We start from the raw sequence: 24,010 nt of genomic DNA on the forward strand, positions 1-24,010 counted from the left end.
CCTTACTCCATTTCGGTGATGTACCAGTCGGTGTCGGGGCGGATTTGCACACGGGTGCCCTGTGCCACCTTCAGGATCGGGGTGAGATTGATGGTCTGTTCCAAGGTGGCGGCGGTGATCTCGCCAAGGCGCTGCGACAATTCCGCCCCGCCTTCGCTCAGCGCCCCGCCATTGCCGGAAAACGTCGAGGAAGAACCCGTGGCCGAGGCGGTGCTGCTGGAACTGGTGGTGCTGGTGTTGGCGGTGGCCGCCCGGACCGCCGCCGAGATGCCTGCCAGGATAAAGGCGGTGCCGTAGCGTTCGGCGAAGCGGTTATCCACTTCACCGGATACGCCGGGCTGGCCCTGCTGGTCGGCGATCAGGGCTTTCATGCCGAAGATTTCCGCCCGGCTTTCCGCCAGCAGAATGCGGGTGCAGCGCAACGGCGCCCGGCTGGAACCGACCTTGTCCAGGCTCTTGAAGGCGCAGACCAGACGCGAGCCCTTGGGGATCAGGATGTTGCGACCGTGATAGCCGAAGGTGTCACGGCTCACCTGGATCACCACCGGGCCGCCGGTGGAGCCGTCCAGTTGGGTGTTGATGCCGGTTTCCAGGATGCCGGTGATGTAACGGTCGGTGGTGATGATGCGGGTGTTGTCCACCGGTCTGGTCGAGGTCAGGCCGGTTTCTTCGTATTCGGTCCCGCCGGCGCCACGTCCGCCCGCACCTGTGCCCATGGGCAGAATCGGGGAGTGGGGTAGGTCGGTGCCGGCATCGGGCAGTGACACCAGGGAAACCGCCGACGGCGGCGCCCCGGCAGAGCGGTGCAGATAGCTGGCCCGCACCGCCAGTTCCAACGGATCGGGAGCGGGCGGCGCCGGCGCCGCCGGAGCCGCTACCGGTACCGGTGCCGGCACTTGCACTTCTCGGATGACTTCCTTCTGGATGATCACCGGCGGCATCACCGGCGCCGGCTTCGGTTCCTCCTTCGGCGCCGGCGGGCGATGCGTCCATGCCGCCGGATCATCCGCCGGCAGCGGATCAACCGGTGCCGCCGCCGGCTGGCAAGCGCCCGACAAGGTCAGGCCCAGGGCCAAGGCGAGATCGCAGAACGCCGACATCAGGCCTTCGCCCCGGCGGTGTACTGGATGCACAGGAAGCGCTTGCCGTTCTTCAGGGTGATCAGCGGCGCCGTGCTTTCGATGATGAACACCGAGCCTTCGACGCGGGAATTCACCAACTCGTCGATGCCATCGACGGTGACGAACCCGCTGGACAATTCCATGCCGTTCCACTTGGCGCCGTAGCGGACATAGGTGAAAAAGTCATCGCGCCAGATGGTTTCCGGCTTCAGTTCCTCATCGCCCGACAGCTTGTAATCGCCCCAGCCGTGGAACTTGGCCGGGTCCACCGGCACGTGGCGGACGAAATCCTTCTTGGGGACGGCACCTTGTTGCAGCGCCGACGCCCCTGGCTTGGCCGGCTCCTTCTTTTCCGTGTCGTCAACCACCGGTGCCGGCGCCTCGATTGCCGCCGGCTTCTCCCGACCGACGATCTTCACGACAAGGTCGGGGACGTTCATGGAATTGACCGTTTCGGACCGGACATAGAGCGGATAGACCGCCCCCGATTTGGTGTAGACGTTGACGTTGGTGTCCTGGCCCCAACTGGCGGGCCGGATCGCCAGCTTGTTGGTGGCCTTGATCTTGACCGAGAAGCCGATTGCATCGCCCGGATCGGCGCTGGTGATCACCGCATCTTCGGGCAGGATCACCGTGGTGGTCATGAATTCGCGGGTGCGGACCTTGTAAACGCAGTCTTCGCACAGCCGCTGCACATAGACGCCCTGGCGCGGTTCGGCATCGCTCCAAGCGTCCTGTACCTGACCGCCGGCGCCGGGGCGGTTCATTTCGGGAAACACGCCTTCGGCCTGGAATTCCGCCTGTTGCTTCATGTCCGGCGACATGGGCACCCGAGCAACGGGCTGTTGCTGTGCCGGGACGGTGGATTGCGGCGGGGCCGGGGCCGGCTGCGCCTTCGCCGGCGGTGTCGCCGGCACCGGCTGGCCCTTGCCGCCGAACGGGGTTTGCGCTTCCGCCGGCATCACGGCCAAGCCCAGCAGCGCCAGGGCGCCAACAGCGATAACGATCATGAATTCCCCCTTTCCTTGAGCGAGACATCAAGGACGCGCAGCCCCAATGGATTTTCGAATTTTTCGCTTTCCCGCACCGTATGCGGGCGTGAGGTGACGGCCAGATAAGCCCGCAGCTTGCGGGTCTCGACCACCTTGCCGCCGCGTTCGTCGGTCTGGACGATATCGACGGCGTAGCGCCCGATATTGTCGCGGAAGGAAATACGGTCAGCGCTTTCGACGACGACGGAACGGTTGAGCTTGGTGTCGAGCGCGGTGGTGATTTCCTTCAGCCGTTCGTCGGTGAATTTCTTCCACCAGGTGGTGTCCGAATGCATGTTGGCTTCGCGCATGCGGTCGCCTTGGGACGCGGTGTCGATTTCCAGCAGGATGCGGACGTAGCGCCGCACGAAGCTTTCCATCAGCAGATCGAACCCAGGCGTGTCCTTGGTGATCGGCAGCACCCGGACCATGGTGGCGGGATCGACCGGCACGGTCTTGCCGCCATGCTGTTCGATACGGACCAGACCGAGTTGGACTTCCTTCAACGGCACCAGGGTGGAGATCGCCGAGGCCTGGACGATGACCACACCGCCCAGGCCGACCACCACCATCACCGTCAAGCGCAGCATCCAGGCCAGCCGGCGGTGTGCCGCCTCGAAGGCATAGGGATCGGCAGCGCGCACGGCGCTGTGATCGACCGGATTGAATAAGGCCGGTCGCCGGCGTCGGCGGGCTTTGCCTTTGAACAAGCGTTTCAGCCAGGGCAAGCGGTGCATCACGACACCCACTCGTAACCCGGGGCGTCATAGGGCACCGGCACGCAGACGCACGGGCTTTTCAGCATCTCGTCGGTGCCGCTGCCGTCCTTCTGGATTTCCCGGCTGCTGCCGCAGGCGGTCAAGGTGACGGCAAGGAAGAGGCTCAGATACAAAGCTTTCATCACTTTCTCCTGTCGTGAAACAGCACACGGGCGGGCCGTTAGGCCCCGCCGCCGGGCTTGTTGATGTTCTTGAATTTGTCGACGAGGCTTGAAGTCTGGGTTTTGGCTATATCCAGGGCGGGGCCGCCCAGCGCACTGGCGACTTGACCGCTTTTCTTCATGCCCAACATGGCGCTGGCGGTGGCCCCGGCGGTCATGATGCCGGCGGCGGTATTGGTCAGGGCGGTTTGAGCGATGGAATTGGCAATCGCCGTACCCTCGGCGATCAACGCCGTGCCGGCCCAGCCGAGGAACAGGATCACCAGGAAGTCTGGATTTCCGAGCGAGGCGAAATCGTTGAGCTTGTCACCCACCAAATCGGTGGGCTCAATGGGCAGGCCCTTCACGCCGTAGATGGTCAAGGCGAGGGCTGCGGTACAGGCGAACAGGACCAGGATCGAGGCCAGCAGGGTTTTTACGCCTGCCTTGGCCATGTCGCGGCCCCAGCCGAAGGCGAAGGCCATGAACAGGAAAGGGGCGAAAACGCCGACCATGGTGGCACGAAAGATGGCGACAACCACTTGGGCCGAATAGGCCACGACCAGCAGGAAGTAAGGAACCACCAGAACGATGGCATAGACATAGTTCTGGATTTCGTACAGCGCCCCGGCTTTGGCGATGGTTTCCGCCGCCTGGAAGACCTTGACAACGGCAAGTTCGCCGTTGGCGGCCAGCGCCACCAGTCCGGTTTTACCGGTGCTGGCTTGGCCGTCGCCGGCAATGGAAAAGACCGCCGCCGATGAGCCGCCCATGATCGCAAGTGCGGATGAATAGACATATGAAATCAGGGCGTTGGCTTGACTGCCCAGTAGTAGCCCCGTTATCGTGATAAAGACAAAATCCTGAATTACTTTCCATTTGTCGGTAAGCCGTAGCGGCAATTTTATGGCAGACACGACGACCCAAAGTCCGGCCAGAGAGGCGAACAACATGAGCATCGGTTCGTACAACGTCGTGCTGAGATCGTTGGTAAAGGACTGGGTAAGCTCGACATATTTTTCCAGCGGCTTGCAGGTCCAGCACGTGCTGGCCAAATCTTTGGTGTTATCCATGGCTGTGAGCCTTGTCGTAGTGGTTGGGGATGCTTTTGCCGGTGAAACGGTGCAGCACGGCGCAACCACCGGATGGATGGCTGCCAGCATGGCCTGGGCCGAGCGGCTTTATGCCGATGCGGTCCTTTTCGTGGTCCGGGCTTACGAAGCTGTCGTTGAGGTTTTGCGCTGGGGATTGATGACCCTGGTGGCGCTCGTGATGCTTTCCCTGTTCTTGAAAGGAAAAGCCTCCAAGAACCGTCCTCTTGGCGGTTCGTATGCTGCCGAAGCCATGATGCTGGGCGAGCACTACGAGAACCCGATTGCGGTAAAGGCTGCCCGTGGTATCCGAAATAAAATATTCGGCCCCTGACGGCGCGTTCACTGATCGCCCTCCTCTTCCAGCTTCAGATCATCCACCGGCAGGCCGGCCTTGATTTGGCCGGCGGCTTGCAGCTTCAGCATCTGCGCTAGAAGCTGGTTCTGGCTGGCCATGGCGCGGGCTTGCAGGATTTCCGTCTGCGCCTGGACGTGCAGGCGCTCTTGCACGGTTTTCGCCTGGCCTAAATTGGCTTGCAGATCGTCGGCAGCGTCGGACAGCTTTTCCGCTTGCTGAAGCTGCACATCTGCTTGCGCCAAGCTTCTGACCGAAGTGTCGGCCAGCAGGGCGCTACGATGGGCGGCGGCGGCATGGCGAAGCGCCTTTTGCTCGTTGAACGGCAGGTTGGCCAGTTTGTCTTGGTTGACGAACAGGGCGTCGCGGTACTTGCCCGAGGTTTCGCAAATGGAGGCAAGGTTCAAATCCGTGAACTTGATGCCCCAGCCCATGCCGTCGGGCATCAGGCAGCGAATGTCGCTTTTGATTTGCGCCTGCATCTTCATGATGTTGGGGATCGGCAGGGTGATATTGGTGATCTCACCGATGGCGTCCGACACCTCGTTGACGAACTTGCTGATATCGTTGAGGAACATCACGGATTCTTTGAGCTCGGCCAGTTGCTGCAACTCAGCAGCCACCGAAGCCTTCATTTCCTTGATTTGCTCAATCGCCTTGCCGACCATGGTGCCGTCGAACACCGGGTAATCGGCCCGTGCCATCGGCACGGCGACGACCAGGGAAATGGCAGCAACGCCGGCAATCAGATATTTGCGGGCCATTGGTCCCCCCACTGTTCTTGAATTCTGAGCAGATCGCGCACGGCGTCGGGGCCGGAGCGGTAGAAACGAAGCGGCTTGCCCAGCGGCGCCAGATTGACGTCGAGGATCACCGATTCCTCGAAACCGGTGGCTGCGTCGCGTTTGACCAGCAGCACCTTGCGGCCCTCGCTGGCGCCGAAGATGAAAGCCTCTTGCTCGTCGTTCAGATTGAAGGCGGCATAGGCCTTGCGGTTGCCCTGTGGATTGGGAAAGAAGAAGAACGACGCGGTGTTCTCGATCACCGCATCGGCGATGCCCGATTTGTGCAGGGCGCCGGGGTCTTGGAAGGCCATGCCGACGGCGCCGCCGAACTTGCGGTATTCGCGGTACATTTCCGCCGCCAGGGCGCAGAAGGCCGGGTTGAGCAGCAGCTTGGCCGCTTCGTCGATGAAGATGGCGAAACCACGGGTGCGACCGGATCTAGCCAGACGCTCGATGGCGCTGGCGATATGGGCGACGACGGGCGGACCAAGGGTGGGGTCTTCCAGTGCCTCGTTCATGTTGATGCCGGTCATGAACGACTGGCTCAGGACACTGGCAAGGCTGTCGCGGGGCGCGTTGAAGGTGTTGGCATAAAGCCCGGTCCGCTCGCGCTGGTCGGTGACCCAGCGGGCGAAGACCTTGCGCGCATTGCTTTGCGCAGGAAAGGTCAGGGGAAAGATTTTGTCGAAGGTCCGCGCCTCGATGGGCAGGGTGAAGGCGGTTTCGACCACATGGGACAAAATGTCCTCGATGCCGTCATCCTGGCCGGCATCGCCCAACATGGACCGCACTTGCAGCGCCAGGCGCTGGCGGTTCAGCCCCGTATCCTCGATATCGAGGGGATTGAGCGCCAGTTTGTCGAAGGGCTGATACTGGCCGCCCATGGCTTCGACGGTGAAGCGCGCCCCTTCCTTGGAATCGAGCACGAAGGATCGCACCCGGTCGAATTTCGCCAAGCCGCCCAGCAGATGCATAATCAGGCTGGTCTTGCCGACACCCGCCGGGGCGACGACAAGGAAATTGGCCAGGGCCTTTTCCTCGTTCTTGCAGTGAAACTGGAAGGCATAATCCTGGCCGCCGCCGGTGGTGAAGCTGCGCACCGGCGCCGGGCCGAAGGGAGATTCGGCCAGACCGACCGGGGCGCTTTCAAACGGCCAGATCGCCGCCACGTTCTCGCCCATCAGCTTGAGCGGGCGCACCAGCCTTTCCCGTTCCGGCATGCGGTTGAACCACATCACCGCCGCTTCTCTGGTCTGCACCGAATAGGTGACGCGGCGATTGCCGAGGATGCGGGCGATGGTCGCCGTCAGGGTTTCGATTTCTTCCGCCGTTCGCGCCCGCATGGTGATCGCCGCCTGGGTGTTCAGGCGCGAGGTCTTGCCCTGTTGCAGGATTTCGATGCAGGCCAGGGCTTCGGCCTTGGCCATGGCCGACGCCAACGGATTGTTGGCCGCCCGCTTCAACAGCATCACTTCGGTGTCGCGGTTGAGCGGCACGCAGACTTGCGACACTTCGATCTCGCCGGCGATGGCCATCAGCTCGTGCAGCAGGTGGCCCGACATCAGGTCCGGCCATTCATGCACGGCCATAATCCGGTGCAGCCAGGGGTGCGGCAGATGGATGGTGAATTGCCCGCTGGCCTTGTCGAAGAGCGGTGAGGATGCTTGCAGATTGGCCGAGATGTTCGACGACACGGCGCGCAAATCGTCGCGCAGATCGCCGCAAACCAGGAAATTGAGGAAGCCGGTCAACGGGCAGTCGCCCAGCGGATCGAGCGGACGTTCCAGCCGTTCCGGCTGGTATTTGGCCATCAACGCAGCCACCTTCTCGTCGGCTTCTTCCAGCTTGGTCATGTCCGGGGCTTGCAAGGTCATGTACCGGCGCAAGGCCCAGGAATTGCGGTAGCGTTCGGCTTCGGCATCGCCGATCTCCTGCAACGCCGGCGACGGCCAGGTGGTGCCCAGCAGGGTTTCCTTGCGGCGTTTGACGGCGAAGTTGCGCATGACCACGCCCCGCGAGGCGCAGGCGTGAATGAAATCGGTGCGGCCCTGATGCAGCGCGAATTGTTCCCCTTCCGGCTTGGTGTCATAGGCCATGCCGCCGATGCGGTAGGCGCGCATGAGCGTGCCGGCCTTGGTCCGCACGGTCATGCCGTCGGGATCGATGCGATCCAGTTCCAGTTCCTGGCCCAGCCAGTCGAAGGCGACCGAGCCGAAGGACAGCCGCCTGGCCGCCGGCACCATCAAGGTGCTGGCGGCCAGGGCGGCGCTTCCCATGCCGAGCGCGAGCGGCCACAGACTCATGAGCGGCCCCCGGTGTGGGAGCGTTGCTTGGGGAACGCTCCGGTGAGTAGCCCTCGGCGGGAAGAGAAGCCCCAGAATTTGAAGGTGCTGAGAACAGCGGATTCGATGTGGCGGTCGGTCCGTCCCAGCCGATGGGTTTTGACCAAGCCGATCACCGTCACCACCGCCGCCCCGATCAGGGCGATGGGGACGGCGCCGGCCAGGACCAGGACCACATAGGCGACGGCGCCGCCGGCCAGACTGAGGATGGTGAGGATGGGCGGCAGACCGAAGATGGTCATGGGATATTGGACATGGGTGAAGATGACCGACCGCGCTTTCATGACGGTCAGCCCTGGCCTTGCTTCATCAAGTCGATCCACCAGATGATGGCGGCGGGGCCGATGCCGACCAGCAGGCCGCAGGCGAATAAGGTCACCAGCACCGGGCCTTCCAGCCGCTGCTTGACCGCCGACCAGATGGCGAAGCCGACGATGCACAGACCGATGACGCCGCCGGCGATGGCCACCAGGGACGCGGTCAGCGAGGTGACGCCTTCATTGAGCGGTTGCACCCAATCGGCGTCCGCCGCCAGTGCCGGCAGGGCGAAGGCCGCCGCCAGGGTGACGACGAAGGCGCCGAGGAAGAGAATTTGCTTCTTGGTCATGATGGTGTCTTTCAACGGATGAACAGGGTGAGGGTGCCGGCAACCAGACCGGCGCCGAGCAGGGTGAGAACGGTGAGGACGATGTGAACGCGGCGGTGCCGGCGCAGTTCGGCGCGAAGCTGTTCCATGGTGACGGCTTGGCGTTCGACCAGGGCGAAGGCGTTGTCGATGGACGCCTTCACCGTCTTGTCCTTGAGGCTGGCCAGAACGTTTTCCACCGCTTCGGCGCAGGCTTCGCCGGTGGCGCCGAGAAAACCCCGGATGGCGCCGTCGTGACGCTTCAGCATGGCCTCGTAATCGGCGATGAAGCCCTGATGCAGGCTGACCAGCATCAGGATCGGATCGTCGCTGGACACGGCAACGCCATGCGCCCGCACCAGCATGGCGCGGGCCTCGTCCAGGCTCATGGCCTGCATCGCTGGCGGCGTGTCGCCGCCAGCTTGCAGAACTTCGCCCGTTTCAGGGTCGAAGATCGGCGTATCCATTACAGGTTCGCCTTGGCCATGTTGGCGAACAGTGTCCGCTTCATCATCTTGAGGCGCTGACGCTCCATGATGGTGAAATCGGGGCTGGCCACCGCCTCATCGAAGGTCAGGCGCCGGGTCATGATCTTGTTCATGTCCAGGCCGAAGGTTTCCGGCTTGACCGCCGGAATGGTCACCAGGGCCTCAACCCGCCCCTTATGCTTGTCGTAGACCTTGCTGTCCTCGAAGCCCTTGCCGTTGTGGACGGCCTTGCCGAAATACTCGTTCAGCCAGACGACGACCGGGGCGGCGGGGATGTTGCGGCACAGCGACGAAAAGCCTTCGATGGTGTCGGCCAGGGCTTGGCCACCGGTAATCACCGAGTGAAGGCGGATCGAATGCCCGGCTTCGGTCAGCAGACCGGCCACGTCGTTTTGCAGCAGGTAGCTGCACAACGGAACGAATGTGCTGGCACCATTGTCGATGACCATGCGTTCGCCGCTGCCGGTCATGATCCGCTCGATCAGGTGATCGAAGGTGCGCGGGTTAATGTCGTCACCTTCCATGATATCGAGGGTTTCGACATCGAAGGCCCGATAGCCGCTGAAAGTGGCGTTGACCGGATCGGTGTCCAGGCACAAAGGCTTGAGGTCGGGCGTGCTGATGTATTGCGCCAGCAACGAGGCGATCAGCGATTTGCCGACACCGCCCTTGCCCTGAAGGATCATTTCAACCTGCATTTGTAAGTGCTCCCGTTACCATTGCTCGTCCAGATCGGCCCGAGCGTTGTGATCGAACGTGGCAGTGGGGCCGGCTTCCTGGGAGGAAGCCGGATGCGCCACGTTCTGGCGGTTGACCGAAACGGTCACGGGGAGGAGAGAAGCAGCCAGGGCTACAAGGTCGCGACCTGTAGACGGGCTGGATGACGGCAGAAGCGGGCTGTTTAGGCGGGCATTGACCTGGGCATAGAACTTGCTTTGACAACTGGTCACTTGACCAGATGCCTTAAATTCAAGCCAGATTTGCCTGATAGTCGTCTCAGCAAGACGCAAGGAAATCAAAGGCCAGAGGGCCGCGACTTCACGTTTTGCTTGACCCCAACGAACTGCCAACGAATACTCCCCAAATCGTGAACTTCGGTCACGATTCGGCGTGTATTCAGTAAACCGGTGTTACCTCGCCTCCACTGGACCAGCACGCTGCTCACGAAATCACTCGAACAGGAAAGCCCATCTGCCCGCGCCTTGGAGCCGCCTGCGACTTCATCGTCGATGATGAAGACATGCTCGAGGTAGCGAAGTGGGTGGCAGCCAATACGCCCTTCGACCGCCTGTACTTCTACGGCCGCGACCGCCCCATCCATGTCAGCTACGGCCCCGAGAACAAGCGTGAGGTCTTCGAGTTAGTGCCAACTTTGGGTGGCAAAAGGATTCCCAGGAGAATACCCATTCAGAAGCTTTCCAGCTCCACATGAGGCCATTCGCCAGCCAACTTGGCCCAAGCCCTTGGCCGATCTCCGTTGCTTCTCGGGGTTTAGCGCCCTCTTGCTACCACGGTGCTACCAGCGGCGGTTGGTGCGCTTAGGGCCAAGAATCAAAAAGCCCGCAACCTGTTGAGATTGCGGGCTAATTTGGTTGCGGGGGCAGGATTTGAACCTGCGACCTTCAGGTTATGAGACCCATATTTTGTGTTTCTCGGGACTTCCACACGCCACTCACGTTTTCGCTTTTCTCCGCCATATCAAAGCGATAGCCCATATCAAACCCACTCTCCCTTTCGCACCGACGCGCTACATTTTGTGCCTCATTGAGTCCATGAGGAGTCCATGGATCGATGGCAATGAGCGCAGGAACATCGGACCACAGGGTGCTTTCCATACGAGCTCTTGCCTGCGTCACGGCTGCGTATTACACATATGAAAGTCCGTGTCACAAGGCTGGAACGCTCCGCATGTCCACCCCCACGATCACCTTCCGGGTAAAGCCCGATCGGCAACATGCCGTCCGCGAACTCGTCAACGCCATCAAGGATGATCCGGGCATGACGGCGGCCATGCTGGAATTCATCCGCACACGCCCGTCCCTGGTTCCGGGAACCGGTGGCGACACCGCGATCCGCAACATCGGCCCGTTCCGCAACGAGGACGCGGCGTTGTCATTCCTGGTTGGACGCCTCAAGACGGCGCTCCGTCCGGTGGCCCTTTTCCTGTTCGGCAGCCGCGCCGCCGGATCGGCACGCCCGGACAGTGATTTCGACCTTTTGGTCATCCTGCCCAACGACGAAAGCGGCCCCCCGGACTATTTCGCCGCCTATGCGCCGGTGGCGGGCTGCGGCATCGGCGTCGACGTCGTGCCCTGCCGCCTCGCCGATTTCGAGGCTGAACGGCAACGGCCCGGCACCATTGCCCATGCGGCGGACAGCGCAGGCCGGTTGCTATATGCCAGCCCCGGCTCTCCCTTCCGTGACCGCTGGCGCGGTCAGGCGGTCAGCCAATGACGAACCGGCGCCTCTCCGCCCTGATGACCGCTGCCGAGCGCGACATTGAAGCCGCGCGACGGTTGCTTCCCGAAATGCCCGATCAGGCGATCTTCCATGCCCAGCAGGCTGCGGAGAAGATGACACGGGCGGTCTGCGAAGGCGAAGGACTCGCCGTCGGCCGCACCCACAATATCGGACAGGCCGCCGGCTCCCTTCCCGACGGCCATGTTTTCAAGGAAGATCTGTTGGGCCTGGATAACCTGTCGGCGGCGGCCACGGCGTGGCGCTACCCCAGCCCCGGCGGCTGGTTCCCGGCCATGCCCGATCCGGGCGACGTCGAGGCGGCACTGGCCGACATCGAGGCGCTGCTGCCCGAGATCCGCGACTGGCTGTCCGAACGATAATCGCGGGAGCTCATCGTCGTGACATTGCCCTCGCCTTCCGCCATTGACGAACCCGCCCTGCGCTTGACGCCCCACGGACACCTGCTGCTGGACTCCGGCGGCGACCCGCTGGCCACGGCTTTTGCACGCGGAGCCGGTCACGGCTTGCTGCATCTGGGAGCCGGAACTGCCAAGGCGTTGCCGCCGCCCCTGTTATGGTGGCGCGATTTTGTCCGCCGCGCCGTGTCGGCCTTGTGCCATCAGGCCTCCACCGATATTCCGCCTCCGACCGAGGCCGAACTGGCGACCCTGGCGCTCACCGCGCCGATGATGAAAGGGGCCGAATACCTGACCCCCTCGGTGCTACGCGCCCTGTGGGATGAGATTGTGGCGGCGGTGGCGAGCTCTGCTGGCTCGGACTTGCAGGCCTTTCTGTCTTCCTTGAACCCGACCTGGAACACGGTGGGACGGGTCCATTTCAATCTGGCGGAGAACCGCCGCGACCCCGATTTTCCCTTCGCCTTCATGGCCACCTATACCACCGAGCTGGCAGCCAGCGGCCAGGCACGGCATGTACCGTTGGGCCAGGCGCTGCACGATTATGCCGCCGACCGTCCGCGGTTGCTGAACCTGCTAATCCCGGTAAGCCGTGCCAGCCAGTCCTGCCCCTGGCTGAAGGCGATGGTCGAGGACGGAGAAATCTACCATCCCTTGCGCTGGACGCCGTCCGACGCCGCCCGATTCATGGGCAGCGTGCCCGATCTCGACGCCGCCGGGGTGATCGTGCGCATGCCGGCGGGATGGGCCGCCGCCCGACCGCCGCGGCCCAAGGTCACCGCCGCCATCGGCAGCCGTCAGCCCACGGCGCTGGGCCTGGACGGGTTGCTGGACTTTCGCATGGAAGTGACCCTGAACGGCGAGACGCTGTCGGCCGAGGACATGGATATTTTGCTGACGGGGACCGACTCGCTGGTGCTGTTGCGCGGCCAATGGGTGGAGGTCGACCGCGACCGTCTGGACCGCGAGCTGCGGCGTTTCCAGGACGCCGAGGCCATGGCCGAACGTGACGGCCTGAGCTTCGCCGAGGCCATGCGCCTGCTGGCCGGCGCCGCTATCGCCGAAGACAGCCCCGACGAGGCCACCCGCCAATGGTCGCAAGTCACCGCAGGCCCGTGGCTGGCCGAGACCCTGAAGGCGTTACGCGACCCCGCAGCCCTCGCCGAGCCGCTGCCGATGTTGAAGGCGACCCTGCGGCCCTATCAGAAGGTCGGCGTCCACTGGCTGCACCTGCTGACCGGGTTGGGGCTGGGCGCCTGCCTGGCCGACGACATGGGCCTGGGCAAGACCATCCAGGTGCTGGCGCTGCTGCTGACGCATCGGGGCAAAGGCCCCTCCCTGCTGGTGGCTCCGGCCTCGCTGCTGGCTAATTGGGCAGCGGAGATCGACCGCTTCGCTCCCGATCTGCGCGCCCTGATCTTTCATCCTTCGGCGATGCCGGCGGACCGGATCAAACAGTTGGATGGCTTCGATGACGTCGATCTGGTCATCACCTCCTATGGCACGCTGTTGCGCTTGCCGGTGCTGACCGCCACTGACTGGAATTACCTGGTTCTGGACGAGGCCCAGGCCATCAAGAACCCCAAGGCCAAACAAACCAAGGCGGTCAAATCCATCAACGCCGCGGCGCGCATCGCGCTGACCGGCACGCCGGTGGAAAACCACCTGGGCGATCTGTGGTCGATCTTCGACGTCATCAATCCTGGCCTGCTGGGCAGCGCCAAGCAGTTCTCCAGTTACGCCAAGGTCCTGGCCGCGCGCGAACACAACGCCTTTGGCCCGCTGCGCGAGTTGGTGCGGCCCTACATCCTGCGCCGCATGAAGACTGACAAATCCGTGATCGCCGACCTGCCCGACAAGACCGAAATCAAGGCTCATTGCCTGCTAAGCCGCAAACAGGCGGCGCTGTACGCCCAGACGGTGGAGGATCTAGCCGAAGCACTGAATAATGCCTCGGGCATTCAGCGCAAGGGGCTGGTGCTGGCCACCATGATGCGGCTCAAGCAGATCTGTAATCACCCCTCGCAATGGCTGAATGATGGGGATTGGGCCGAAGACGACAGCGGCAAATGGTCACGCCTGCGGGAAATCGCCGAGGTGGTGGCTGCCCGCCAGGACAAAATGCTGGTGTTCACCCAGTTCCGCGAGGTGACGGCGCCGCTGGAGGCCTTCCTGTCCGGCATTTTTGGCCGGCGCGGGCTGGTACTGCATGGAGACACGCCGGTCAAGGAGCGCAAGTCCCTGGTCCAGGCATTTCAGGAAGATGAGACTGTTCCGTTTTTTGTGCTGTCGCTGAAGGCTGGCGGGTCCGGCCTGACCCTGACCGCCGCCTCGCATGTGGTGCATTTCGACCGCTGGTGGAATCCGGCGGTGGAAAACCAGGCAACCGACCGCGCCTACCGCATCGGCCAGAAGCGCAACGTTCTGGTCCATAAATTCGTCTGCGCCGGCACCGTCGAGGAAAAGATTGACGCCATGATCGAGGCCAAGAAATCCTTGTCCGAGGATTTGTTGAGCGGATCGGCCGAGATCAACCTGACCGAGATGAAGGATGACGACCTGCTGCGCCTCGTCGCTCTTGATCTTGCCGCCGTCGCGAAGGAGTGACACGCATGGTGCGATGGGCGCCCTATGTCCCGGTGGCCGAACGGCGCAAGAAGGCCGAACGGGAAATGGTCAAGCGGCGCAAGGCCGGCCAGGCGGTGTCGCCGGTGGTCATCACCGGCCGCACCATCGCCTCCTCCGCCTGGGGCAAGGCATGGTGCGACACCATGGAGAGCTTCGGCGATTACGACAGCCGCCTGCCGCGCGGGCGTAGCTATGTCCGCAACGGGTCGGTGGTCGACCTTCAAATCACTGCCGGCAAGGTCACCGCCCAGGTCGCGGGATCGTCCCTCTATGCGGTGACCGTGACCATCCACCCCCTGCCCAAGAGCCATTGGCAAATTCTGCGCAAGGACTGCGCCGACAGCATCGACTCGCTGGTCGATCTGCTGCAGGGGAAACTGTCCAAGCCGGTGATGGAACGATTGTGCCGCCCGGGCACCGGCCTGTTTCCCAAATCCTCGGAAATCAAGTTCTCCTGCTCTTGCCCCGATTGGGCCTCCATGTGCAAGCATGTGGCGGCGACGCTCTACGGCATCGGCGCCCGCCTCGACCACCAGCCCGAACTGCTGTTCGCCCTGCGCGGCGTCGATCACCACGAACTGATCACCGATTTCGGCCAAGGAGGCCCGCTGGCCAAGGCGCCTCCATCCTCGGCCAACATCCTGGAGACCGACGACGTGGCCGCCCTGTTCGGCTTGGACATGGTCGCCTCACCGGCTCCGCCAATGGAGACCCCGTCCCAGCCGAAGCCCGCTGCCCGCAAGAAGAAATCCGCGCCCGCAAACGCCGATATGGAGCTGACTGCAGATGGCTATGTGAAGTGGTGGAAGGATTGAAGTCGGCTAAATTCTGTATCGCAATAGTGTAGCATGGGCGTCACCGGTTCTCTTATTAGATGCATTTCCTGAGCAATCGGCATTTTGTCAAATTACCTGAAGGTCGTATCTCGGCCAAGTCGCAGAAATGCTGAAACTGCGGCGGCGGGCCTTCGACCGGGAACTGAGGAGGGTTCATAGAACTGCGAAAAATGGCGGATTCCTGCGGGATTGATCGAAAATGCATCCACCGGAAACTCGTACCCAGCTTTTCGCTCCTCTGTCACTCCGCTTCGCAGGATTTCGCTCTGCTACTTCCAGATTATGAGACCCATATTTTGTGTTTCTCAGCATTTCCACACACCACTCACGTTTTCTCTTTTCTCCGCCATATTAAAGCGATAGCCAAGTTCCTGCCCCCTCGCCTCTTCGCACCACACCGCAGCATTTTGTGCCCTCATGAGTCCATGGGGAGTCCATGGATGGATGACGATAAGCGATCCCCAATCGCGTCATCGTCAGCATTGTGCCAGCCCTCTGGGCTCTGATTGCGAATGGCTTCGAAAGACTCCGCACCATTTCGACAACCCATTGATTCGACTTGATTATCTATTCAAGCACCCTTCAGTGTGGTCCGCAAGAAGGCCGCGCGGCGGCCACCGTCATCACCTGAAGGCCCCTACCCCATGCCCAAGATCACCAAGCGAATCGTCGAAGCAGCCGAGCCGCGGGAGAAGGACTACATCATCTTCGACAGCGATCTGCCGGGGTTCGGAGTCCGCATCCTGCCCAGCGGCAAACGCTCCTACATGGTGCAGTACCGAGCCGGCCGGACGTTCCGCCGAATGAGCCTTGGAATGCACGGCATCCTGACCACCGAGAAGGCCCGGGCCGAGGCCATGAAGGTGCTGGCAGCCGTACAGGACGGCAACGACCCCGCCGCCGCCCGCGACAAGGCCCGCCACGACCCAACCTTGCAGGAACTGGGGGAGCGGGTTCTCAGCGACCATGCCGAGCACCACTGCAAGCCGGGCACGGTGGTCGGCTACCGCTATTACCTCAAGACCTACATCAATCCCCGCGCCGGCAAGCTCCAGGTGGCGGCGATCACCCGGGCCGAAATCGCCCGCCTCCACCACGATCTACGCTTCGCCCCGGTGCAGGCCAACCGATGCCTCCAACTGCTGTCGAAGATGTTCAATCTGGCCGAGGTCTGGGGGCTACGCCCCGACGGCTCGAACCCCTGCCGCCACGTCAAGAAGTACCCGGAGAAGAAGCGGGAGCGTTACCTGTCCAAGCAGGAACTGGCCAAACTCGGCGAGGTGCTGCGCCAGTGCGAATTGAGCGGGATCGAGAGCCAGTCGGCGATCAACGCCATCCGCCTGCTGATCTTCACCGGCTGTCGGTTGGGCGAGATCATGACGCTGAAGTGGGATTTCGTCGATCTGGAAAACAGCGCCCTGCACTTACCTGATTCGAAGACCGGAGCAAAAACCGTCCACATCGGCACACCGGCGGTTGACGCCTTGTCCAAGATCGACCGGCTGCCCGATAACCCCTGGGTCATCACCGGCACCCTGCCCGGCGCCCGCCTCACCGACCTTCAGCCGCCGTGGCAGCGCATCCGCAAGCGGGCCGGGATCGAGGACGTACGCATCCACGATCTGCGCCACACCTTCGCCTCCGTCGCTGTGGTGAATGGCCAGGGACTGCCGATGATCGGCAAGCTGCTGGGGCATTCCCAGGTGCAGACCACGGCGCGTTATGCTCACCTTGCTGCCGAACCAGTGAAGATGGCGGCCGACTCCGTTGCCACCTCTCTCCGGCTAGCTCTCGGCTAGATGGGGGTTTACGATCCAAAGAAAGGATCGGCTTCTTTCCAAGCTAATCGGATTAAATCACACTTGATCGGGTTTACTGATCTTGGATTTAGTGCCATGCTAAAGCGTGCATTGAACTGGTTTTCGAAGGACCTAGCCATGTCTGACCGATGGGTCTCCGTGGAGGAGATCGCTGAGTATCTCGGTGTCAGCAAAGACACGGTCTATGGGTGGATCGCGAAGAAAGACATGCCGGCCCACAAGGTCGGAAGGCTTTGGAAGTTCAAGACCGATGAAGTCGATGACTGGGTGAGAAACGGAAAAGCATCCGACGATCAAAAGGAAAACGAAGCGGCTGAGCCCGTTTCACACAAAAGGAAGCATGCGGGGGGAGAGAAAGCGGATGGCTGATGTCGCGTGCGTCGACCTTTTCTGCGGGGCCGGGGGCCTTACGCATGGCCTAATCTCGGAGGGCATCAGGGTTGTCGCGGGTATTGACGTCGATGAAGCATGCCGTCATCCCTTCGAAGCCAACAATGCAGCGCGCTTCATCAACGAAGACGTGGGGCGCTTCGCTCCGAAAAACCTCAAAGAGTTGTTCGGTAGCGCCGAAGTCCGGGTGCTCGCCGGTTGCGCACCCTGCCAGCCTTTCTCGACCTATGCCCAGCGCTACGATGTCGTTGGGAGCCCTCGCTGGGGTCTGCTCTACCAATTTGGACGACTGGTCAAAGCCACACGTCCACACCTGGTCACGATGGAGAATGTGCCGTCGGTCGCTAAACACGCCGTGTTCGAAGACTTCGTCGAGACCCTTCAGAAAATGGGATATCACGTCCACCAGGGGGTGGTTGATTGCTCCCTGTACGGACTGCCGCAGAACCGACGGCGCATGGTACTGCTAGCCTCCCGCCTCGGCTCCATTGAGCTGGTCGCCCCGACACATGGTCGCCCAACGACCGTTCGCGCGGCGATCGGCAGACTCACGCCGATCACTCAGGGTGGCGCACATCCGAAGGATGTGCTGCATGCCGCATCCAAGCTCTCCGACCTAAACCTCGAAAGAATTCGTGCCTCCCGACCGGGCGGGACATGGCGGGACTGGCCAAAGCATCTCGTTGCCGACTGCCATCGGCGTGAGACGGGCCATACCTATCCGGGCGTCTATGGCCGGATGGTATGGGATGAGCCCGCTCCGACCTTGACGACCCAGTTCTACGGCTTCGGAAACGGTCGGTTCGGACATCCCGAACAGGACCGCGCCATCTCTCTGCGAGAGGGCGCGATTCTTCAAGGATTCCCCAAATCCTATTCCTTCATACCCGACGGGGATCCCGTTCATTTCAAGGCCTTGGGACGGATGATTGGGAACGCGGTTCCGGTCACTCTCGGCGAGGTGATCGGCCGGAGCATCGCAGCCCATCTGGGGATCGAAGCTGAGAAGACCAGGAAGAGGAAGGGAGCCGTCGCGGATGACGCGCGTAAGTCCCTCGTCGCATGACGCTAGTCGTCGGATGGCTCGCGTGCGACAGAAGGGCACGCAAGCGGAGATCGACCTCCGCAGGGTTCTGCATGCCAAAGGGCTGCGCTATCGCCTCCACGTTCCGCTCCTGACGAAGCCCAGACGCGTCGCCGATATCGTTTTCACCAGCGCGAGGCTAGCAGTGTTCGTCGACGGATGCTTCTGGCACGGGTGTCCCGAGCACGCTTCCTGGCCGAAGAGCAATGCCGATTTCTGGCGGGAGAAGATCGAAACCAATCGATCCAGGGATGCAGATACCGATCAGAGGCTGAACGCTCTTGGTTGGAAGACGGTCCGGATCTGGGAACACGAAGACGCCCGCGAAGCCGCAGACCGCATCGCTGAACTCGTCGATGCGCGCAAGAAGAATGGGGCCCATCCATGTCGATGATCGCAGATGAAATGGTCGCCGGCATCGCTCTCGCCACTGCCCCAGAGCCGGGCCAGTTGGTCGAGGTTCGCCGCCGCCAATGGATCGTCTCCGAGGTCGAAGGCGGTTCGGTTGCACCCGGACTCCCCAAGCGGCATCTCGTCCGGCTGGCTTCAATCGACGAGGATGCGCTGGGTGAAGAGATCGAAGTCCTCTGGGAGCTCGAGCCCGGAGCCCATGTAATCGAGCGGGCCGGGCTGCCGCGCATGACCGGACTGGATGACCCCTCGACGCTTCAAGCGTTTCTTGATGCGGTGGTTTGGGGGGCTGCGACGAATGCCGATCGCGGCTATCTGCAGGCACCATTCCGCAGCGGCGTCAGCATTGAGGACTACCAGTTGGATCCGCTCGTGCGCGCGATCGACATGGCGCGCACCAATCTGCTGATCGCCGACGATGTCGGCCTCGGTAAGACCATCGAGGCCGGTCTCGTCGTTCAGGAGATGCTACTGCGGCACCGTGCCCGCACAGTTCTCGTTCTTTGCCCAGCCTCGTTACAGGAAAAGTGGCGCGTCGAGATGCAGGAGAAGTTCGGTCTCGAGTTCCGGATCGTCGATACGGAATACGTCAAGTGTCTGCGCCGCGAGCGAGGCCTGCACGCCAATCCGTGGACGTCTTTTCCCCGTCTCATCACGTCGATGGACTGGGCCAAGCAGGGTGAAGGCTTGCGCCTTCTGCGGGACGCACTGCCCCCGCACGTCAGCCATCCCAGGAAGTTCGACCTGCTGATCATCGACGAGGCTCACAACGTCGCCCCGACCGTCGGTCGCTATGCCGTCGAAAGCCTCAGGACACGGCTGGTTCGTCTGGCCGCGCCACACTTCCAGCACAAGCTGTTTCTCACCGCCACGCCGCACGACGGCTACACCGAATCCTTCACCGCACTCCTCGAACTCCTCGATGATCAGCGGTTCGCGAGAAACGTCCTCCCAAGTGACCCCCAGCTCGCCCGGGTGATGGTGCGTCGGCTGAAGAGCGATCTGGTCGATGCGAATGGCAAGCGCATTTACCCCGAGCGGCGACTTGAGGCGCTGCCGGTGGAGTATAGCGAAGACGAGAGGGATGCTCGACGGCAGTTGTCCAATACCGGCAAGCGCATGGTCAAGTCGCCTCGCGTTTTCGTCCGCGACAGCGGCATCGTGCATACACTGCTGGGGCTGGAAACAATGGAAGACCTTCTCGGGCACCCGGTCGCCGGGAGCAGTTGGGAAGGCTATGTCATCGAGAACCTGCTGGCGGCAGCACCGGACAATGCCCAGGCCGGATTCTACCGGACGTCGGCGGGCGCCGAGGTGGATCTGATCCTGTCCACCGGACCTGGCCGGCTATGGGCCATCGAGATCAAGCGCAGCCTGTCACCGCAGCCATCGAAGGGATTCTGGCTGGCCTGCGACGACATCAAGCCCGATGCCCGTTTCGTGGTCTATCCCGGCACCGAGCGATATCCTCTGAAGGATGGCCTGGAGGCCATTGGGCTCACCGAGATGATGGCCTTGCTGGGGCCGAGGCCATGACCCTCCTGCGCAGGATTTCGATTCCTGATGAGTCCATGGTGAGTCCATGGCGATTGTCCAAACGCAAAAAGCCGCCCCGAGGGGCGGCTAATTGTTTGATATTTCTATCTAATTTGGTTGCGGGGGCACGCCACCATTTGCCGCGAACCCTATTTCTCCGCACAGCGTAAGCTGGCGGTAGAGGTGCGCAACCCGTTGGTATCTGACCGCTGTACCCCCGGCAACCGCCACTCGGCTGGAGCGTCCGCTATGGCCCAGTTGTGCCATAACCGGCCTGCCACTTGTTCATGCTGGAGGGAAGTCGCCCCACCAGCGCCGAGTTTTCAGGGTGACGCAGCGGCAATGCTAAGCTCCCGCAGTCTTCCGAGGCAAACCTCCGCAGGTTCTGGCTTTGCAAACAGGTAGCCCTGCAGGTATTCGCATGCGTGGGCGGCGAGGAACTCGCGCTGCGCCATGGTTTCCACGCCTTCGGCTACGACTTTGAGACCCTGGCTGTGCGCCAGTGCGAGGATCGAGGCGCAGATGGAAGCGTCGTTCTCGTCGGTCTCGATGTCCTTGACGAAGGAACGATCGATCTTGAGGATCTGGACGGGCAGCTGCTTGAGGTAGGACAGCGAAGAGTAGCCGGTACCGAAATCGTCGATGGCGAGTTGGACGCCCAAGTCGCGCAGGGCGCGCAGTGTGTCGAATGACCGTTCCGGGTCGCTCATCGCCTCCGATTCGGTCACTTCCAGCTCGAGTTCACCGGGTATCAATTGGTAGCGGGCCATGACGTCCTCAACCTGCGCCAGCAGCCCTGGCGAGCGCAGTTGTTGAGCCGATAAGTTGACCGCAATGCGCAGGATCGGCGCATCCTCCGCGCGCCAGATGGCGAACTGCCGGCATGCCTCCTCCAGCACCCAGGCGCCAAGCGGCTCGATCAGACCGGTTTCTTCGGCCAACGGTATGAAGGCCAGCGGGGAAATCAGGCCACGCTGCGGATGCCGCCAGCGCACCAACGCCTCAACTCCGCAGGCCGCGCCATTGTGGGTGCACACCTGCGGCTGGTAATGCAGCTCGAGCTGACCGGTTTCGATGGCCTGCCGCAGTTCGAGTTCCATCGCCATGCGCTCGGTCGCCGCGGCATTCATGGCCGCCGTGAAGAACTGCAGATTGTTACGGCCCTGCGACTTGGCGTGGTACATCGCCATGTCGGCATTCTTCATCAAGTCATCGACAGAAATACCGTCATCAGGGTAGATGCTGATGCCGATGCTCGGGGTGATCTGCAGCACCTGGTTGGCCAGGTGATAGGGTTGAGCGAGCATCTGCAGGATCTGGTTGCCCACCGGGAAGGCATCTCGCGCATCTTCCATGCCGGTCAACACGACCACGAACTCGTCGCCGCCGGGGCGTGCCACGATGTCGCTCTCGCGCACGCACTCGCGCAGCCGCGCCGCCACCTCAATAAGCAGCAGGTCGCCCGTATGATGGCCCAGGGTGTCGTTGACTCTCTTGAAGCGGTCGATATCGATGAACATCACCGCCAGGGGCGCACGCGTTCGCTGCGCGGTGGCCAGTGCCTGGCCAAGCCGCCCCTGCAAGCTGTGGCGGTTGAACAGCTTGGTCAGATTATCGTGGTGCGCCAAATGATCAATGAGTGCTTCGGTCTGCTTGCGTTCGGTGATGTCAATGAACAGGCCGATATAATGCGTCACAACCCCCTCCGCATCCCGCATCGCCGAGATGGTCAGCCACTTCGGATAGACGCTGCCGTTCTTGCGACGGTCCCATATTTCGCCAGACCAGTAGCCATTGCTGCCTAGGGCGGCCCACATCTCCACGTAGACCTCCGCGGACGTCTGTCCCGACGAAAGGATACGCGGATTGCACCCGAGAAGCTCCTCGGCGCTGTAACCGGTGATCCGCGTCAGTGCCGCATTGGTATGGATGATACGATTGTCGCTGTCAGTGACGAGCATCGCCTCGTTGGTCTGCTCGAACAGGTCGGCGTACAACTTCAGCCTTTTCTCCGCCTGCTTTTGTTCGGTGATGTCGCGACCAACGCCACGATAGCCACAAAAGCAACCGTCCGCATCGAAGAGCGGGTCGCCGCTGACGGAAACATTCGAGACATTGCCGTTGACGCCGTAGCGAGAAATTTCAAAGTCCCTGAAGGGCAGATGCGCGTCCAGCACCTCACGGTGGGCCTGCCATTCAGCCTCGCCGGGGCTGAAGTGAGGTACCTCCCAGCGCAACTGGCCGATGAATGATTTCTCATGAAGAACCTGATCCGCGGCTTCGCGGCAGCTGTAGGTCCGCACCTTGAAGCGATGGTCGGCGTCGGTTTCCCAATAAAAGTCGGAGGACATTTGCGTCAGGCTGCGAAACCGCCCCTCGCTTTCCCGCAAGGCCTGCGTGCGTTCCTCGACGCGCCGGTCAAGATCGCGATTGGCGGATTCAAGCTGTGCCTCCTGTGCCTTGACGATTTTCTCGGCATGGAGCACCACCCAGAACAGCAGGATATACAGGATCGCAAAAACAACGACGATGACTGTTAATGTCTTGATGACCGAGCGTTCCACCTGCCGGAGCAGCCTATCGACGTGCTGGTACTGCTCGAAAACGGCAAAAACCTCGCCATCCCGTACGAAAGGAATGTAGCTCGACACTAGATCGACGTTAGCAATGACACCTTCTGTCGAACTGAATTTGTCGCGATTGACGAGTTCGCTGTAGATGCTGCCAGTCCTAGCGGCATTGAACCCGGCATTGCCGCTTTTGTCTTCGCCAATTTGAGCTAGTTCAGTCGAGAAAATCGTTAGCCCCCGCGGGTCGTAGATCTTTACCTTGACGATTTCGGAGCCGCGGACGATTGAGGTGATGCGGGTATTCAGTCGCTGCACCGACGCTAGGGTATGCAGTTCACCTTTGGTCTTGCCGACCGCCTCGGCCAACAGACTTTCGATGTCCTGCACCAGAAGGTTGCCCAGCAACTGGGTCATGGAGGCGTTGCGCTCCTCGGCCTGCCGCTTCATGGCGTCGATCTCACTGTTGCGGAGAAAGGTGGCCAAGAACCCGCCAAATATCAGCAGCAGAATCATCGACAACAGGGAGAAATATTTGGCTAACTTGAAGGGGTGGAGGGGGGCGTTTGTGGCAATGCGGGCAGCTTCCTGCTTGCCACTATAATCGACGAGTTCCTGGTCCATCTTGGCCATCATGCCCTGGCAGGAAAGAGTTGAAGGCGACGGCATTCATCGGCATGTGCGCGACTGATGCGCGGGGTCATGGTATGGTGGATGCGAATGACTTCATTCATGGCGCGTCTCAGGGGCAAGTCTCGTCTAATCTGAACGTCATATCATGTCGATATAGCGAAGATACCGTTGTGGAGTGAACAGACGATAAACGCGCCATTGCGTGATGCTTCTGGAATGGAAAAAAGATGCATTGCGAGGCAATTGCCTCAACTGCAGATCAACGCAATTCATGGCGGAGTCCAACTAAATCCTCACCTCCCCACCCTGGACAGTGGGATCTTCTGACACCTGGAAACGGTGTTGCGGCGGCCGACGCCTTGCGACGGTATTGCCATGTCGCAATGGGAGACTTGTTCTTAACGCCGGTCGGAATCTAAGGATAGCCAACTGAACGCCAAGATCGCGGCGCGGGGGCGAGCCGCTGGACCGC

At 61.8% G+C, this 24,010-nt stretch carries 23 protein-coding genes; 10 read left to right on the forward strand and 13 right to left on the reverse strand.

Annotated features, from left to right (window positions below; genetic code table 11):
* Positions 1-2 precede the first annotated feature (2 nt).
* The 5 genes from MGMSRV2_RS09665 to MGMSRV2_RS09680 are packed head-to-tail and all read right to left on the reverse strand — an operon-like array spanning position 3 to position 4,144.
* Positions 3-1,100 (reverse strand): TraB/TrbI/VirB10 family type IV secretion system protein, encoded by a 1,098-nt coding sequence (locus MGMSRV2_RS09665; RefSeq protein WP_024080172.1) that lies wholly within the window; start codon positions 1,098-1,100, stop codon positions 3-5.
* Positions 1,100-2,131: a TrbG/VirB9 family P-type conjugative transfer protein gene (locus tag MGMSRV2_RS09670; RefSeq protein ID WP_024080173.1), complete on the reverse strand. Its 1,032-nt coding sequence runs from the start codon at positions 2,129-2,131 to the stop codon at positions 1,100-1,102. Before MGMSRV2_RS09670 ends, MGMSRV2_RS09665 begins: the two co-directional genes overlap by 1 nt.
* Complete coding sequence (locus MGMSRV2_RS09675; protein WP_011899516.1) at positions 2,128-2,889, reverse strand: VirB8/TrbF family protein; 762 nt, start codon at positions 2,887-2,889, stop codon at positions 2,128-2,130. Before MGMSRV2_RS09675 ends, MGMSRV2_RS09670 begins: the two co-directional genes overlap by 4 nt.
* Positions 2,889-3,053 (reverse strand): hypothetical protein, encoded by a 165-nt coding sequence (locus tag MGMSRV2_RS21605; protein WP_024080174.1) that lies wholly within the window; start codon positions 3,051-3,053, stop codon positions 2,889-2,891. Before MGMSRV2_RS21605 ends, MGMSRV2_RS09675 begins: the two co-directional genes overlap by 1 nt.
* Before the next feature lie 38 nt (positions 3,054-3,091).
* Positions 3,092-4,144, reverse strand: coding sequence for a hypothetical protein (locus MGMSRV2_RS09680; RefSeq protein WP_024080175.1), 1,053 nt, complete (start codon positions 4,142-4,144; stop codon positions 3,092-3,094).
* On the opposite strand from MGMSRV2_RS09680, the gene MGMSRV2_RS09685 reads away from it, so the two are divergent.
* Positions 4,143-4,496 carry a hypothetical protein gene (locus MGMSRV2_RS09685; protein ID WP_144084288.1) on the forward strand — a complete coding sequence of 118 codons (354 nt, stop codon included), beginning with the start codon at positions 4,143-4,145 and terminating at the stop codon, positions 4,494-4,496. The genes MGMSRV2_RS09680 and MGMSRV2_RS09685 overlap by 2 nt on opposite strands.
* An 8-nt stretch (positions 4,497-4,504) precedes the next feature.
* Here the strand turns inward: MGMSRV2_RS09685 and MGMSRV2_RS09690 are convergent, their stop codons facing one another.
* Genes MGMSRV2_RS09690 through MGMSRV2_RS21055 form a run of 7 tightly spaced genes read right to left on the reverse strand, consistent with a single transcriptional unit; the run spans position 4,505 to position 9,827 of the window.
* The gene (locus MGMSRV2_RS09690; RefSeq protein WP_024080177.1) at positions 4,505-5,281 is read right to left on the reverse strand and encodes a hypothetical protein; all 777 of its coding nucleotides are present in this window, start codon (positions 5,279-5,281) and stop codon (positions 4,505-4,507) included.
* On the reverse strand, positions 5,263-7,605 hold the full coding sequence (locus MGMSRV2_RS09695; RefSeq protein ID WP_024080178.1) for a VirB4 family type IV secretion system protein: 2,343 nt from the start codon (positions 7,603-7,605) through the stop codon (positions 5,263-5,265). Before MGMSRV2_RS09695 ends, MGMSRV2_RS09690 begins: the two co-directional genes overlap by 19 nt.
* The gene (locus MGMSRV2_RS09700) at positions 7,602-7,928 is read right to left on the reverse strand and encodes a hypothetical protein (RefSeq protein ID WP_024080179.1); all 327 of its coding nucleotides are present in this window, start codon (positions 7,926-7,928) and stop codon (positions 7,602-7,604) included. The genes MGMSRV2_RS09695 and MGMSRV2_RS09700 overlap by 4 nt, the downstream gene beginning before the upstream one ends.
* Positions 7,929-7,933: 5 nt before the next feature.
* A complete protein-coding gene (locus tag MGMSRV2_RS09705) occupies positions 7,934-8,251 on the reverse strand; it encodes a hypothetical protein (RefSeq protein WP_144084289.1) in 318 nt (105 codons plus the stop codon).
* Between the two features lie 11 nt (positions 8,252-8,262).
* Positions 8,263-8,736: a hypothetical protein gene (locus MGMSRV2_RS09710; RefSeq protein WP_024080181.1), complete on the reverse strand. Its 474-nt coding sequence runs from the start codon at positions 8,734-8,736 to the stop codon at positions 8,263-8,265.
* Entirely contained in the window at positions 8,736-9,455 is a 720-nt protein-coding gene (locus MGMSRV2_RS09715; RefSeq protein WP_024080182.1) for a nucleotide-binding protein, read from the reverse strand. The genes MGMSRV2_RS09710 and MGMSRV2_RS09715 overlap by 1 nt, the downstream gene beginning before the upstream one ends.
* 15 nt (positions 9,456-9,470) lie before the next feature.
* Entirely contained in the window at positions 9,471-9,827 is a 357-nt protein-coding gene (locus tag MGMSRV2_RS21055; RefSeq protein WP_144084290.1) for a hypothetical protein, read from the reverse strand.
* A gap of 838 nt (positions 9,828-10,665) precedes the next feature.
* Between MGMSRV2_RS21055 and MGMSRV2_RS09725 the strand changes: the two genes are divergently transcribed.
* The 9 genes from MGMSRV2_RS09725 to MGMSRV2_RS09765 all read left to right on the forward strand — a co-directional run bounded on the left by MGMSRV2_RS09725 (position 10,666) and on the right by MGMSRV2_RS09765 (position 20,338).
* On the forward strand, positions 10,666-11,211 hold the full coding sequence (locus tag MGMSRV2_RS09725; protein WP_024080185.1) for a nucleotidyltransferase domain-containing protein: 546 nt from the start codon (positions 10,666-10,668) through the stop codon (positions 11,209-11,211).
* Positions 11,208-11,597 (forward strand): HEPN domain-containing protein, encoded by a 390-nt coding sequence (locus tag MGMSRV2_RS09730; RefSeq protein ID WP_024080186.1) that lies wholly within the window; start codon positions 11,208-11,210, stop codon positions 11,595-11,597. The genes MGMSRV2_RS09725 and MGMSRV2_RS09730 overlap by 4 nt, the downstream gene beginning before the upstream one ends.
* An 18-nt stretch (positions 11,598-11,615) precedes the next feature.
* Positions 11,616-14,240 (forward strand): DEAD/DEAH box helicase, encoded by a 2,625-nt coding sequence (locus MGMSRV2_RS09735; protein ID WP_024080187.1) that lies wholly within the window; start codon positions 11,616-11,618, stop codon positions 14,238-14,240.
* A 5-nt stretch (positions 14,241-14,245) separates the two neighbouring features.
* Entirely contained in the window at positions 14,246-15,076 is an 831-nt protein-coding gene (locus tag MGMSRV2_RS09740; RefSeq protein ID WP_024080188.1) for an SWIM zinc finger family protein, read from the forward strand.
* A 665-nt stretch (positions 15,077-15,741) separates the two neighbouring features.
* Positions 15,742-16,896, forward strand: coding sequence for a tyrosine-type recombinase/integrase (locus MGMSRV2_RS09745; protein WP_024080189.1), 1,155 nt, complete (start codon positions 15,742-15,744; stop codon positions 16,894-16,896).
* 138 nt (positions 16,897-17,034) lie between these two features.
* Positions 17,035-17,286, forward strand: coding sequence for a methylation-associated defense system helix-turn-helix domain-containing protein MAD1 (gene mads1, locus MGMSRV2_RS09750; protein WP_024080190.1), 252 nt, complete (start codon positions 17,035-17,037; stop codon positions 17,284-17,286).
* Positions 17,279-18,373: a DNA cytosine methyltransferase gene (locus tag MGMSRV2_RS09755; RefSeq protein ID WP_041633559.1), complete on the forward strand. Its 1,095-nt coding sequence runs from the start codon at positions 17,279-17,281 to the stop codon at positions 18,371-18,373. The genes mads1 and MGMSRV2_RS09755 overlap by 8 nt, the downstream gene beginning before the upstream one ends.
* Positions 18,345-18,785 (forward strand): very short patch repair endonuclease, encoded by a 441-nt coding sequence (locus MGMSRV2_RS09760; protein ID WP_041633560.1) that lies wholly within the window; start codon positions 18,345-18,347, stop codon positions 18,783-18,785. Before MGMSRV2_RS09755 ends, MGMSRV2_RS09760 begins: the two co-directional genes overlap by 29 nt.
* Positions 18,776-20,338, forward strand: coding sequence for a DUF4143 domain-containing protein (locus MGMSRV2_RS09765; RefSeq protein ID WP_024080192.1), 1,563 nt, complete (start codon positions 18,776-18,778; stop codon positions 20,336-20,338). Before MGMSRV2_RS09760 ends, MGMSRV2_RS09765 begins: the two co-directional genes overlap by 10 nt.
* A gap of 323 nt (positions 20,339-20,661) precedes the next feature.
* Here MGMSRV2_RS09765 and MGMSRV2_RS09770 read toward each other — a convergent pair whose 3' ends face one another.
* Positions 20,662-23,529, reverse strand: a complete 2,868-nt coding sequence (locus MGMSRV2_RS09770) for an EAL domain-containing protein (RefSeq protein ID WP_197538560.1) — start codon at positions 23,527-23,529, stop codon at positions 20,662-20,664.
* Positions 23,530-24,010 lie beyond the last annotated feature (481 nt).

Source organism: Magnetospirillum gryphiswaldense MSR-1 v2, from assembly GCF_000513295.1.
GTDB classification, from domain to species: domain Bacteria; phylum Pseudomonadota; class Alphaproteobacteria; order Rhodospirillales; family Magnetospirillaceae; genus Magnetospirillum; species Magnetospirillum gryphiswaldense.